The organism is Pseudomonas sp. 7SR1, from assembly GCF_900156465.1.
Classification (GTDB): Bacteria; Pseudomonadota; Gammaproteobacteria; order Pseudomonadales; family Pseudomonadaceae; genus Aquipseudomonas.
Genome location: NZ_LT707064.1, coordinates 1,355,513 through 1,369,683 on the forward strand (window position 1 = coordinate 1,355,513; position 14,171 = coordinate 1,369,683).

At 62.8% G+C, this 14,171-nt stretch carries 11 protein-coding genes; 8 read left to right on the top strand and 3 right to left on the bottom strand.

Annotated features, from left to right (window positions below; translation table 11 throughout):
- Positions 1-53: 53 nt before the first annotated feature.
- Positions 54-392, top strand: coding sequence for a tryptophan synthase subunit beta (locus tag BW992_RS06115; RefSeq protein ID WP_072398992.1), 339 nt, complete (start codon positions 54-56; stop codon positions 390-392).
- A 54-nt stretch (positions 393-446) separates the two neighbouring features.
- Here the strand turns inward: BW992_RS06115 and lapD are convergent, their stop codons facing one another.
- Together lapD and lapG are read right to left on the bottom strand one after the other, a co-directional pair.
- Positions 447-2,393 carry a cyclic di-GMP receptor LapD gene (gene lapD / locus BW992_RS06120; protein WP_072398991.1) on the bottom strand — a complete coding sequence of 649 codons (1,947 nt, stop codon included), beginning with the start codon at positions 2,391-2,393 and terminating at the stop codon, positions 447-449.
- A 14-nt stretch (positions 2,394-2,407) separates the two neighbouring features.
- Positions 2,408-3,028: a cysteine protease LapG gene (gene lapG, locus BW992_RS06125; protein ID WP_442961962.1), complete on the bottom strand. Its 621-nt coding sequence runs from the start codon at positions 3,026-3,028 to the stop codon at positions 2,408-2,410.
- Positions 3,029-3,302: 274 nt separating this feature from the next.
- On the opposite strand from lapG, the gene BW992_RS06130 reads away from it, so the two are divergent.
- The 5 genes from BW992_RS06130 (at position 3,303) to BW992_RS06150 (ending at position 10,303) form a co-directional block, all read left to right on the top strand.
- Positions 3,303-3,992, top strand: coding sequence for a GntR family transcriptional regulator (locus BW992_RS06130; RefSeq protein WP_072398993.1), 690 nt, complete (start codon positions 3,303-3,305; stop codon positions 3,990-3,992).
- 676 nt (positions 3,993-4,668) lie between these two features.
- Positions 4,669-5,445 (top strand): DUF3050 domain-containing protein, encoded by a 777-nt coding sequence (locus BW992_RS06135; protein ID WP_072398989.1) that lies wholly within the window; start codon positions 4,669-4,671, stop codon positions 5,443-5,445.
- Positions 5,442-6,374, top strand: coding sequence for a diiron oxygenase (locus BW992_RS06140; RefSeq protein WP_076405771.1), 933 nt, complete (start codon positions 5,442-5,444; stop codon positions 6,372-6,374). Before BW992_RS06135 ends, BW992_RS06140 begins: the two co-directional genes overlap by 4 nt.
- A gap of 10 nt (positions 6,375-6,384) precedes the next feature.
- Positions 6,385-9,807: an amino acid adenylation domain-containing protein gene (locus BW992_RS06145; RefSeq protein WP_076405773.1), complete on the top strand. Its 3,423-nt coding sequence runs from the start codon at positions 6,385-6,387 to the stop codon at positions 9,805-9,807.
- Positions 9,808-9,838: 31 nt separating this feature from the next.
- Positions 9,839-10,303, top strand: coding sequence for an SRPBCC family protein (locus BW992_RS06150; protein WP_072398986.1), 465 nt, complete (start codon positions 9,839-9,841; stop codon positions 10,301-10,303).
- A gap of 173 nt (positions 10,304-10,476) precedes the next feature.
- Here the strand turns inward: BW992_RS06150 and BW992_RS06155 are convergent, their stop codons facing one another.
- On the bottom strand, positions 10,477-12,357 hold the full coding sequence (locus BW992_RS06155) for a methyl-accepting chemotaxis protein (protein WP_076405775.1): 1,881 nt from the start codon (positions 12,355-12,357) through the stop codon (positions 10,477-10,479).
- A gap of 254 nt (positions 12,358-12,611) precedes the next feature.
- On the opposite strand from BW992_RS06155, the gene BW992_RS06160 reads away from it, so the two are divergent.
- Positions 12,612-13,112 (top strand): sigma-70 family RNA polymerase sigma factor, encoded by a 501-nt coding sequence (locus tag BW992_RS06160; RefSeq protein ID WP_072398984.1) that lies wholly within the window; start codon positions 12,612-12,614, stop codon positions 13,110-13,112.
- Positions 13,102-14,091: a FecR domain-containing protein gene (locus BW992_RS06165; RefSeq protein ID WP_072398983.1), complete on the top strand. Its 990-nt coding sequence runs from the start codon at positions 13,102-13,104 to the stop codon at positions 14,089-14,091. Before BW992_RS06160 ends, BW992_RS06165 begins: the two co-directional genes overlap by 11 nt.
- Positions 14,092-14,171: the final 80 nt, after the last annotated feature.

Below are 14,171 nucleotides of genomic sequence, written 5' to 3' on the forward strand. Positions count from 1 at the left end.
CAGTTGGCCTATGCTGCCCAGCATGACGCCGCTTCATACATGAGGGATGCCCGATGTTTTATGTGCAACGCGATGCACAAGGCCTGCTGGTGCGCGTGGAGGCCAGCGCTTATGCCGAGGCCACCGAAACCCTGCCGGCCGACAATCACGAGATCCAGGACTGGTTCGCCAACCAGGCGGTAGAGAACAGCCTCAAGCAGCTCAAGCAGAGCGACCTGGAGATGATTCGGGTACTCGACGACCTGATCCAGGTCCTGACAGCCAAGGGCGTCATCCGCGTCACCGACCTGCCGCCGGCGGCCCAGGCCAAGCTGATGGACCGCAACCAGGCCCGGGAAGCGCTGGGCGGGCTGAGCCGCTTGATCGATGACGATGAGAAAGGGTTGATCTAGCCGGGCTGACTGATCCTTCCCTTGCTCTGCATGGGAACGATCAGTGGTTCAGGATCACACCCAACGCCGGGGTTCGCCCACCAGTTGCCCCTGCACGCCGAACAACCCCATCTCGCGAATCACCGCCAGTTCCCCTTCGGTCTCCACCCGCTCGGCAATCAAGGGCAGGTCGATGCTGTGGGCGGCGCGCTGGATGGCTTCGATGAACAGACGCTTGTCGCTTTCCTGGTCGATGGCGCGGATGTAGCTGCCGTCGATTTTCAGGTAGGCCAGTCCCAGCCGCGACAGGTTGCCGATCATGCTGAACCGTCCACCGAAACGCTGCAGGCTCAGGGAGAAGCCCAGTTCGCGCAGGCGTCGGGTCAGTTGTTCCAGCACCGCTTGCTCGGGCAGTTGCTCTTCGCCGATCTCCAGCGTCAGGCGCGGCCCCAGGTTGGAATGGGCGCGCAGGATCTCGAAGATCCTGTTCAGTGCCTGGGGGTCGGCCAGGGTAGCGGAGGACAGGTTCAATGCCAGGGCTTGCTCGTGCCCGGCCATCTGCTTGAGCACCTGTTCGAGCATCAGGCGATCCAGCCGCGCAGTCCAGCCGAAACGCTCCAGCCAAGGCAGGAAGCGCCCGGCCGGGATGGTCTGGCCCTGGTCGTCGAGCAGCCGCGACAGCACTTTGTAATGCAGCACCAGCTGGGTGTCCTGGGCGGCCACCACCGGCTGGAAATACAACTCGAACCGCTGATTGCTCAACGCCTGGTCGAGCAGCGTGTGCCAGGCATGGTGATCGTCACCGACGCTGGCCGACGCGCTGTGTTCGAGACAGGCCCAACCGGGTTCACCCTGGCTTTCAGCCTGTGCCAGGGCCTGGTCGCCCAGTTGGAGCACCGCTTGTGGCGAATCGCCGTGGACGAACGGCGCCAGCCCGATGGAGGCCACCGACGCCACGTCGGTCGCGCCGGTGGCGTGAAGGCTTGCCAACGCCGCTTCGAGATTCTGCGCCAGCTGCAGCGCCTCTTCACGTACCAGGCCCGGCGCCAGCACGGCGAATTCGCCGCCGCGGATGCGGGTCACCAGGTTGTGGGTTTCAGGGTAGCGGGCACACTCACGCAGCAATTGTTCGCCCACGGCCTTGAGCAGTTGGTCGGTACGCTGCCCGCCCAGTCGCTGGTTCAGCCCGGCCAGGTCCTTGACCCGCAGCAGCAGCAGATAACCGGAACTGGCCTGCTCCGGATTGCTCACCCGGGCATTGAGCTGCATCTCGAAATAACGCCGGTTGGCCAGGCCCGTCAGGTTGTCCTGGTAGGACTCGACCCGCAGTTTTTCACTGCGCTCGGCCTGCTCCTCGAACAGCGCCTTGAGCTTCTCGACCATCTGGTTCATCGCCTGCACCACGCGACGCAATTCAGGGGTACGCGGCAGCTCCGGCAGGCTCAGGAACTCGCGACGAGCGATGGCATGGGACTGGTGCACCATGTAGTCCAGGGGCTTGAGCTGACGCCGCAGCAGCAAGGCCCCCAGCACCGCGCTCACGGCGCCGCACAGCAACAGCCAGCCCAGGCTGCCCAGGGCGCTCTGCCAGAGCTTGGCGAGGGCGAACATCGGGTGGCTGACCACTTCGACCCGCGCCGCCTGCTCCCAGCCGCGGCTGACGATGGCATCGCCACCGGCCGGCTCCAGGCCGATGAGCTTGACGAACCACTGCGGCACGCTGCCGGCGTCCGGCACGCCGGTGCGCTCGACGAGGGTCTTGTCGGTGGCCACGTCGACCACGCGGATGCTGGCGTAATAACCGCTGTCGAAGATGGAGCTGACCATCAGCTCCACCATCGCCGGATCGTCGATGTTCGGTGTCAACGACAGCGCCAGCGCCGTGGCCGCGTCCTGGGCATGGGAACGCAGCTGATTGACGTATTGGGTCCGCGAGCTCTCCAGGCTGACCATGAAGCTGCCGCTGAAGGCGACCACCAGGAACAGACAGATAGCGATCAACAGTTGTTTGAACAAGGACATCTGAGCGCGCGCTCCTAGTTAGTCTCGACCGGAAAACCTTCGGCCTGCATTTTCTTCAACACATCCTGCCACCGGGACAGGCGCTTGGTGTCACTCACTTTCTTGTTGCCCTTGGTGCCCGGCAGCCATAGCCCTTCGGCATTGAAAGAGTAGACCGGCAGCAGGTCGGTCCGCTGGCTGGCCGGCTGGATGCCGTCGATCAGGCTGTCGAGCACCAAGGGCATGGCATCGGGGGTGGCGTAGTAGGTCAGTACCATATGTGCCCGGTTCTGCCGCAGCGCCTTGACGTAGGTGATGCGCAGCTTGTCGCTGGACACCCCGAGATGGCGCAGGCTGAAATACTTGGCGATGGCGTAGTCCTCGCAATCGCCGGCGCCCTTCCACAGGGCCTGGATGGGGGTTTCCCAATAGTCGACTTCACGCCACAGGTCGATGTCTTCCACGTAGCGCACCTGCTTGTTGAAGAACAGGTTCACCACCTTGAGCTGTTCCAGTTCCGGGATCTGCTTCTGGGTCGCCAGCAGCTGTTGCCAGGCATCGATCCGTTGCTGTCCTTCGCCCAGCGGCCCGTACAACCCTTGGGCCCGCCGGCTGATCTGGGCGAAGTCCCAGTCGGCCCGCAGGCCACCCAGCATGAGGCCGGCCAGCAACAATGCCGAACACAACCAGCGCAAGGACCTGAGGACTGTGGAAGGTGCAGCCAAGGGAAATACGTCCGGAAAAGGGCCGTGGGGAAATTCGTTGGATGGTGCAGCCTGGCCCGGGAAAAGACAATGGCAGGGTGAAATCATCCCAGGCGCGCTAAACTTTAGTTCAGGAACCGGAGCCGTCAGATTTTGACGGCATGAGAAACTGTAACTAGTGTTGGCTTGGATCCAATTTCGTTACTACCAGCCAGGGTGCGTTGTCGTGACACAGAAGCCCAAGCCGTTAAGCACTATCCAGGTGAACAAGCCCGTCCCTGCGGCCCAGGCACGTTCGATCATCGAAGGCTCCCTGCGCGAGGCCATTCTCGATGGACGCCTGCCCCGTGGCACCGCCCTGCGCCAGCAGGAACTGGCCGACCTGTTCGGCGTGAGCCGCATGCCGGTGCGCGAGGCATTGCGCCAGCTCGAGGCCCAATCGCTGCTCAACGTGGTCCAGCACAAGGGCGCCGTGGTGGCCCCGCTGATCACCAACAATGCCATCGAGACCTATGCATTGCGCGCAGTCCTCGAAGCCTTCGCCTTGCGCCTGTCGATCCCGCTGCTCGACGCCGACGACCTGGCCCAGGCCGCTCGATACATCGACCAGTTGGAAGCGCAAACCGATCACGCCGAAATCGGCCGGCTCAACCGGCTGTTCCACATGTCGCTCTACCACAAGGCCCCCAACAGCAAGCTGTTGGACCTGGTGGAGCGCGAGCTCAATGAAGAAGAGCGTTTCCTGCGCTTCCACCTGTCTTCGATGGGGCTGGGCAAGCTGACCCAGGACGATCATCGTGCCCTGCTCGAGGCGGCGGCAGCCAAGGATATCGACCATGCGGTGGCGTTGCTGGAGCACCATCTGGAAAAAGCCTGCGTAACCATCCGACGGTACCTGGAGCAGTCGCAGGACTGACCTCACCCGCCAAGCCATCGACGTATCACTTTCTTACACATCCCTCCTACCCGTCTTGCCGCCTGCCTGACGGGCTTGGCCGCCGCCGCGCCTCATCGTCGCACCAGCCCAATGGCACTGCCGCCGATTTGGGCTCACTCTTGCGTTTGTCGATTCAAAAAACAGACCTGAAGAAGTCAGCGCCCGGCGTCAGCCAGGCGAATCGAAGCCACCACGCAAGGAGCGTCGCCCAACCGGCGGGAGGATCGTATGTCCGAACGACTTCCGGCCCTTAAAAACCCAAACTTCTTATTCCCTGTCCCCTGAAGTGCTCCGGGTGAGGCATTCACTCGAACTATTCGATTCTGATCGCTATAAATCGGAAGGAGCTTCTTCGCCCCAATAAAACTTATATAAAAAGTTTTACAAGCACTACTCGCACCCAATAAAAGTACAACTTCAAATAATTAAAAAAGTTCTTGCCGCTTACTTGTTTCGTGTATTAGTTTTTTCTACGTCGCGCTTCCATCGACGCTGAAAAACCTCACAGAGAAACCAGAAACAAAGGCCGCAAAGCCAGCAGCACGCAATTACTGCGAACACTTTAGTTATTCATGGACTCCGGTTCAGGCACCCGCTCGCCTTGATTAAATCTCGAGCCACCTTCCGGTCAAACATCATTGATGAGGACGTTCCAATGCAGCCAACCAAAGAGCAACTTATCCTGAAGAAACGTGAACTTGGCCTACATCCGGTTTTTTCCGAAATAACTTCAATCGACCTGTTGCGCCGCTTTATGGAAAGTCACGTGTTTGCCGTGTGGGACTTCATGTCGCTGACCAAGCGGCTGCAACGGGAACTGACCTGCGTCCAGCTACCCTGGCTGCCACCCGCCGACCCCCATGCCGCCCGGCTGATCAACGAGATCGTCCTGGGCGAAGAATCGGACGATCGTCCGGGGGCGGGCTATTGCAGCCATTTCGAACTGTACCTGGACGCCATGCGTGAGGTCGGTGCGGACACCCGGGCGATCGAGCGATTCATTGCCTTGCAACAGGAAGGCGTCAATCCCGATACCGCGCTGGACAGTGTCGAGGTGGAGCCAGCGGCGGCGCGGTTCGTCCGCCAGACCCTGCATACCGCCTTGCACGCCCCGGCCCACAGCGTGGCGGCCGCGTTCGTACACGGTCGTGAAAGCGTCATCCCGCAAATGTTCCAGCGGATGCTGGACGACTGGGGCATTGGCCTGGACCAGGCGCCGACGTTTCGCTATTACCTGCAACGGCACATCGAGGTGGATTCGGAAGATCACGGCCCGGCCGCGGAAAAACTGCTGGCCCGGCTGATCGACGGCGACCCGCAGCGCGAGACCGAAGTGCTGTCCGCCGCGCTCGCCGCGGTTCACAGCCGTGCGGCCTTGTGGGACGGCTTGCACGAAAGCATGACCCAACCGGTCGCGCAGGTGATGCCATGAGCGCGGTCCAGTACCAGTCCTTCGCCGACGCCTGGGAAACCCGCGCCACGATCCGCACCCGGCCTCGACGCTGCGTGGAAAACGACGACAAGTTGATTTTTCCCATGAGTCGTCAACCGCTGGTGCACAGCCAGACCTTTCTCAGTCATTGCCCGCAATTGCGCGACTTTGCCTTGGTGCAGAGTCTCTACAAATTCATCAACGATGTGGTGATCTTCGAGACTGAACTGGTGGACCACACCGCCCGGCGCATTGCCAAGAATCGTTTCGGCATCGAGTTCCCGTTCGCCTGCCGCTACGACGCGATGACGGTGGTGGTGGACGAGGACTATCACGCGCTGGTGGCCATGGATTTCATGCAGCAGACCATCGACATGACCGGCATAGAACCGATCCCGTTGCCTGCACAGATCGAGTTGAGTCGCGCCATACCGGCGACCCTGGCCCAGGCGCCCGGGCATTTGCTCAGCGCCGTGGAGCTGATCTGTATCGCCATTGCCGAAAACACCGTGACCAACGACGTGGCAGCCTTCGCCCGGGACGATTCGGTCAAGGCGTCGATCAAGGGACTGATGGCCGATCACCTGCTGGACGAAGGCCGGCACTCGGGTTTCTGGACGCGACTGGTGCAGATGTACTGGCGCACCGCTTGCGAAGAAGACCGCGAAGCGATCGCGCGCCTGATGCCCGGCTTCATCGTCCAATACCTGGCGAGCGACCTGCAGCAGGCTTTCGATTTCGAGTTGATCGCTCACCTGCCCGTCGACGAATCCGTGCGCCAGTCGCTGCGCGAAGAGGCCGGCGCACTGGCCTATCCCATCAATCGCTTTCACCCGCTGGTGGGCAACATCACGCGGTTTTTCCGCGGCAGCTCGATGCTCGCCTCGCCCTGCGTGCGTGAGGCCCTGGCCGACTACCTGACCCCATGAGGAGAAGCCGATGAGACGTCTCGAAATCGCAGTGTCTGGCACCAGCCTGGCCATGGCCGAACTGGCCCGCGAACTTGAATTGCACGGCCACGGTGTCGTCCACTTCCAATCTCCGGCCGACCCTGGCGCGGTCGACCTGTTGATCGACGATGCGACCGTGCCTGGCGCCATTGCCGCCCGTTCGCACCTTCACGTGCGGATGGCGTTACTGGCCGTGCCCGGCGAAGTCCTGCCGCAACCGGTGGTGGTGTTTCTCGACGCCGGGCAGCGTCCGTTATGCCGGGAGGTCGTCGCCCCGGAAAGCTCGGGCAACGGCCAGTCGTTGCGGTTGCGCACAGTGGCCGTGGTAGTGGAACACGCGGCGCGCCTGGTCAGCCATTTGTCACGGGACGAAGCCTGCTTCGCTCACTGGTCGACGGCCCCGGCCGATACCGTCGAGTCCCCCTTGCACGGCCTCGATATGCTGGAGGCGCTGGCCTTCGAGCACCGGCTCAACGGTCCAGCGGTGCCGTGGCTGCTGGCGGCCGCCGAGGTGCCGGTCATGCACGACATCGAACAGCGCATGCTCGATGACGCAACCCGATCGGCGCTTTGGGTCGAAGGCCGGCTCATCGATTACCGAGACTTGCGTAGCCTGGCGTTGAGGTTGCAGCAAGCGATACTGGAGCGGATCGGTCCATGCACTTCCCCCAGGGTGATCGGCGTCTGCCTGCCCAAGTCCGCGCCGCTGTATGCGGCCATTCTCGCGGTGCTCGGTTGCGGCGCCGTGTACCTGCCCCTGGACCCGCAACACCCGGCGCAGCGGCGGCGCTTCATCCTGGAGAATGCCGCCGCCGACCTGCTGCTGCACGATGGCGACTGCGACCTGGGCGAACTGGCGATGCCTGCGTTGGACGTGCAACGACTGCCATCGTCCCGGCCTGGCTTTCCCGCCTCGCTGATCCGCCGCAGGGTGGAGGTCGACGAGCCGGCCGTGGCGATCTACACCTCCGGCACCACCGGCCGGCCCAAGGGGGTATTGCTCAGCCATCGCAACCTCAGCCACTTCTGTGCCTGGTACGCCGATTATGTCGGGTTGCAGCGAGACAGCAGGGCCCTGCAGTTTTCCACCATCAATTTTGATGCGTCGTTGCTGGATATCCTGCCGACCTTCCGCCAGGGCGCGCTGTTGGTGATACCCGACGAGGACCAGCGTCGCGACCCGCGGCGGTTGGTGACATTGATTCGTGAGCAGCATGTCACCCACGCCTTCCTTCCGCCGGCGCTGCTGAGTGTGATGCCGCTGGATGCACCGCTGGGCCTGGAGCACCTGATCACTGGTGGGGATGTCTGCGAGCCGTTCGTGATCGAGCGCCTGGCGCCGCAGTGCCAGTTCCATAACATCTACGGCCCGACCGAAACCACCGTGCTCGCCACCACGCGACAATTCGCCGTGGGCGACAACAACCGCAACCTCGGCGTGGCCATCGCCAACGCTCGCCTGCTGATTCTGGATGAGCACCGGCAACCGGTGCCCCAGGGCACACCCGGCGAGCTCTACATCGCCGGACCGGGGGTAGGCCTGGGTTATCTGAATGACCCGGCGCTGACTGCGGGCCGCTACCTCGACCTCACACTGCCCGGCGAGAACACCCTGCGCACCTACCGTACCGGGGATATCGGCCAGTGGACCGACAACGGCATCGTGCTCTGCGGCCGGCGCGATAACCAGGTGAAGATCCGCGGCTTCCGGGTCGAGCCGGAAGAGATCGAGCATTGCCTGCGGCAAAGCCATTGGTTTCGGCAAGTGGCGGTGGGGGTGGATGAGCGGCGACGGATCCTGGCGTTTCTCGTCCATCCCCGGGAAGACCGGCCCGGCGCCGCGCTCCAGGCCTTGCGCGAGCATGTGCAACAGACGCTGCCCGCCTACATGCATCCCGCCGCCTACGTCGAATTGCCCAGCCTGCCCTACACCAGCAATGGCAAGGTCGACCGCCGGGCCCTGCTTGCCCTGCCGGTGCAGGTATCGTCCTCAGGAGAGCATCGACAGCCACAGAACCCACTGCAGGCACAGTTGCGACAGCTGTGGGCCGAGCTGCTGGAGTTGCCTGCCGAAGACATTGCCATCGATGAGAGCTTCTTCAACCTGGGGGGACATTCGATCCTGCTGTCGCAGATGTTGCTGAATATCCACCAGGCGTTCGGCCGCAGCCTGTCGATCAATCGCTTCATCGAAGCGCCCACCCTGATCACCCTGGCCAAGTTGCTCGACGATCCCGGAGCAAGTGGCGCATCGGTCCTCAGCCCGCAGGCGTTCATCGATGCCGAGGCCGAACTGGACATCGATCCGTTGCCCATCAGCCAGTGCGGGGATGTGCACAAGGTGGTGGTGACGGGAGCCAACAGCTTTCTCGGGGTGCACATTGTCGAGGCCTTGCTGGCCTGGGGTGCCACGGAGGTGGCCTGCCTGGTGCGTCCATCCGCCAGGCACAGCGCCGCCGAACGTTTTGCCCAAGCCTTGCAGGACAACCGCCTGACCCACCTGGACCTGAGTCGGGTCAGCGTCCATGCCGCCGACATCACCCAGCCGCAACTGGGCCTGCCCGATGACGTCTATGCCCGTATCGACCAGACCTTCGGCGCGCTGGTGCACAACGCTGCCCACGTCAATCACGTGCTCGACTACGAGTCGCTGGCACGGGACAACGTGGAACCGATCTTCGAATGCCTGCGCCTGTGCGAAGGACGCAGCAAGAAGGTCTTCAACTTCATCTCCACCCTGTCGGCCTCCAGTGCCCTGGACGCCGACGGCCAGGTCCTGGAGCAGCCCGCCGCAGCGACGCCGCCGATCTACATCAAGAACGGCTACAACCTGTCCAAATGGGTGGGCGAACGGATCCTGCAACGGGCCCGGGAGCGTGGCGTGCGGGTCAATCTGTTTCGCCCCGGCAACATCAGTTTCAACAGCCTGACCGGGGTCTGCCAGCCCCACAAGAATCGCCTGATGCTGATGCTCAAGGGCTCGATCCAGTTGGGCCAGGTACCGGCCCTGTCACTCAACTTCGACTTGATGCCGGTGGACTTCCTGGCCCGCTTCATCGCCTTCCACGCCAGTCGCTACCAGCCGACCCAGGCGGTGTTCAACCTGCACAATCCCGAGCCTTTGAGCTGGGACGCCTATGTGGCGTCGTTCCGTGAAAGCGGTCGCGAGTTTTCCCTGGTGAGCGTCGCGGACTGGCAGCGGCAACTGGGCCGCGTCGATGCCGACAACGCGCTGTTCGGGGTACTGGGCTTCTATCTCAACGGGTTCGAGGAAGACATCGGCGACATCTCGATGATCCGTCATGACAACGCCCGGACCGGCGTACGACAGATGGGCGCCCGCTACCCGGAAAAGTCCCCGGCGCTGCTGCGCCGCGGCGCCGACTACCTCAAGGCCATCGATTTCATCTGAAACACCCAACCGCAAAAAAAGGAGCAAGACCATGAAGACATTCCAACCCGACACCCTGATCAGGAACCCCCGGGCCTGCCACGTCGAAACCTCGGTGGAGGTCGCCGACGATGCGGCCCGCGTCTGGGAACTGGTGGGTGATTTCGGTGGCTTCAACCGATTCATCCCGGCGCTTGCGCGCATCGAAATGACCGGCGAGGGCGTGAGGTCCCTGCGCAAGAAATTCTTCGCCGATGGGCAGAACCTGGTGGTGGAGCAGCTCAACAGCCGCGACGACCAGGCCATGCACATGACCTGGACACTGGTCTACAACACCCTGGGCATCGATAACCTGTGGGCATCGATGCAGGTCGAGCCCTTGGCGCCGAAGCGCTGTCGCGCCACCTGGACCATCATCGCCGACCACACCGACGCCCATACGCCCTCGGGCTTCAGGGACTTCCTGCAGGGCTTCGCCGATGAGGCGATGGGCAATGTGCAGGGAATGTTCACGTAAGCACCAGCCCCTTGCTCGCGAAGGTGGTGATGCAGTCGGCGGTGATGCCCGCTGTACCGACGTCATCGCGAGCAAGCTTTCGCATTGAGTCGCAGCGAACTCAAGATCCAGGCTAACCGCCAATCCCCTTGGGGTGCGAGCTTGCTCGCGATGGCGGTGGCCCGGCGACTGGGTCAGATCTTGAAGCTGTCCACCAGTTGCTTCAGGCGGTTGGCCTGCTGGGACAAGGCATCGCAATCCTTGAGGGTCTCATTGAGATTGGCCACGCTTTGCTGGTTCAGCAGGTTGATCTGGCTGACGTCCATGTTGAGAGTTTCCACCACGGCGCTCTGCTCTTCGGTCGCGGCGGCGACCGACTGGTTCATGCCGTCGATTTCGCCGATGCGCTGCGTCACGCTGACCAGCCGCAGGCCGGCCTGGTTGGCGACCTCCACGCTTTCAGCGCTGGATGCCTGGCTGGCGTTCATCGTGGTCACCGCTTCACGGGAACCCACCTGCAGGGAGGTGATCATCTTGTGGATCTCTTCCGCCGACTCCTGGGTGCGGTGCGCCAGGTTGCGCACCTCATCGGCCACCACCGCGAAACCGCGCCCGGCTTCGCCGGCACGGGCTGCTTCGATGGCGGCGTTCAGGGCCAGCAGGTTGGTCTGCTGGGAGATGCCCTTGATCACATCCAGGATGTGCCCGATGTTGTCGGTGCTGGCGTTCAGCGTTTCGATCTGGGTGCAGGAGAGGCTGATTTTCTCCGACAGTTCGGACATCGCCTGGATGGTTTTTTCCACCACCTGGCGGCCGTCTTCAGCCTGTTCGCTGGCACCGCTGGCATGCTGCGAGGCATCGGCGGCGTTGCGAGCGATTTCCTGGGTCGCGGCCCCCAACTGATTGATGGCCGCCGCCACGCTGTTGGTGCGGGCACTCTGCTCATCCGAACCTATGATCGACGCGTTGGACGAAGTCATCACCCGCTGCGACAAGTCGTGCACCTGCCGGGTAGCGGAGGAGACTTCAGCGATCGAGGCGTGGATACGTTCCACGAACTGGTTGAACGAGCTGCCCAGCTCACCGAACTCGTCCTTGCTCTGCACCACCAGGCGCCGGGTCAGGTCGCCTTCGCCCTGGGCGATGTCCTGCATGGCGCGTCCCATGGTGGTGAGCGGGCGCATCAGCACCTGGATCAACAGGCTCAGCAGCAGCGCAATGGCCGCCACCGCGACGAACATCGCAATCAGCGCCGAGGTACGGAACTGGCTCAGCGGTGCATAGGCCTTGTCCTCATCGATCGACAGGCCGATGTACCACTGCGCATTCGGCAGGCCCGCCACCTGTGTGAACGAGAGGATCCGGTCCTGTCCGTTCAGTTCCACTTCCTGGATGCCTTTCTCGATGCGCACCGGCGTGCCGGGGTAGATGTCCTTGAGGTTCTTCATCACCTGGTCCTTGTCCGGACTGACGATGACCTGACCGTCGCCGCTGACCAGGAAGGCATACCCGATGCCGCCGAAATCCACCGAGTTGATGATTCTCACCAGGGTTTCCAGGCTCAGGTCACCGCCCACCACGCCCAGCAGCTCGCCGTTGCGTTTCACCGGCAGGGCAATGGTGACCACCAGGCCGCCGACCGCGGCCATATAGGGCGGGGTCAGCATGGTGCGGTCGGCGGCGACCGCCTGTTTGTACCAGGGACGCTGGCGCGGGTCGTAGCCGTCGGGCATCTTCGCGTCGGGGCGCTGGGTGAACACACCGTTGGCCTGGCCCACGTAGGTGAACTGGAAATTGGAGGTCAGCGCCGGCTGGTCCACAAGCCCCGGCAGGTCGGCACTGACGCCTTGATGGGCGATGTTCTGCGCCAGGTTTTCCAGCACCAGCACCCGGCCGCTCATCCAGTTCTGGACGCTGCTGGCCGTCAACTCGCCGGATTGCTCGATGGACGATTCGAGACTGCGGCCGATGGTGTTGCGCTGCAGATAATCGTTGTAGAGGGTGAACAGGGCGAAAGCCAACACTACTACACCAGAGGCGGCCAGCAGGATCTTATGGCTGAACTTTAGATTCATCGATGAGGACTTCTTCTGCAGAGAGTGGGGGTGCATTCCGGGTTGCAACATTCCATGTGACAGCGCGGGCGGGAGGGAACCCCGCTCCATTTTGGTGCACGCATATTCCTCTGTCGGCAAGTTCGGGAAAAAAATTAGGACTTTAAAAAACTGGGCGACGGAAGGCCGCGACAGTCGAACGGTGGTTGCAAATTCTCCGGACGCTGATGACAATGCGACCTATTATCATTTGTGACACCCAGGGCGTCGCGTTCATGTCATCTCCCGAGTTTGCAGTGCAGGCGCTCTACATCAACCATCACGGCTGGCTTCATACCTGGTTGCGCAATCGGCTCGGCAACGCCGCGGATGCGGCGGACCTGGCCCAGGATACGTTCGTGCGCCTGCTGCAGCGCACCGAGCGCCTGGAACTCAAGGCCCCGCGTGCCTTTTTGCGTACCATTGCCCAAGGCCTGGTCATCGACCACTGGCGGCGGGAAGAGATCGAGCGGGCATACCTCGAAACCATAGCCCATCTGCCGGAAGCCGAAGTCCCTGGCGCCGAAGCCCAGGCCCTGATCCTGGAACTGCTGGAGGCCATCGCCAGGATGCTCGAAGGCCTGAAGCCAAAGGTGCGCCGGGCCTTCCTGCTGGCCCAATGCGAAGGCCTGACCTACAAGCAGATCGCCGAACACATGGGCATTTCCCTGCGCTCGGTGGAACGTTATGTCGCCGATGCGCTGTATCACTGTTACGTGTTGCGCTATGACCACTGACCCCATGGGCCGCCGCAACGGACCCTCGCAGCAAGTGGTCAGGCAAGCGATCAATTGGGTGCTGCGCCTGCGCAACCACGCCGCTCATCCGAGCCTGCGTCAACAGTGCGAGGTCTGGCGCGCTGCCCATCCCGAACACGAACTGGCCTGGCAGCGGGTGCAATCGCTGCACAGCGAACTGACCTCGAACCTGCGAGCCGTGCCCGGCGCCCACATCGCCCTCGAAACCCTGGAGAACAGCGCCCGGCGACTCGACCGCAGGCAGGCCTTGAAACTGCTTTCTGGCGTGGCACTGGTGGGCTGCGCCGCGTGGTTGGGCAAAGACCTGGGCGGGCAGCCATGGACCGCCGATTTCGCAACCGCCACCGGCGAACGCCGAGGCTTCCAGTTGCCGGACGGAACACGGCTCGAACTCAACACCCACAGCGCCGCCGATCTGGATTACACCTCGCAGCAACGCCTGATCACCCTGGCCCGCGGTGAAATCATGGTCACCTGCGGGCGCGATCCGGCGCGACCGTTGCTGGTACGAAGCCGACAGGGATTGTTCGAAGGCCAGGAGGGACGCTTCATCGTGCGCCAGGACAGCGATTGCACGCGCCTGAGTGTCAGCAGTGGCCGGGTGGTGATCCGTTCCCACACTGGCAGCGATGGCGCGCCGATCCAGGTGAATGCCGGGCAGCACTATCTCGTTTCCGCCTCCACGGCGACCGTGGCACCGCCGCTGGACATGGACGCTGGTGCATGGGCGGACGGATTGATCGTCACCCGCAACATGCGCCTGGAGGACTTTCTCAACGAAGTAGGACGCTACCGCCGGGGCTACCTCACATGCGCCGCATCGATCGCCGACTTGCGGCTGTCGGGCGTCTTCCGCCTGGAGGACACCGACAGGCTGCTGGCCGTCCTGCCTCGCACGCTCGGGGTGCAGATACGTTATCGGACCCGCTGGTGGGTCACGGTGGAACGCCCTGCCTGATTTTTTGGCGGGTTTTGGGCGGCTGTCCGGCTAGGAAGGTAAGCAACGCTTTTCTGCCTTCAGCGACTCCAACGGAAACC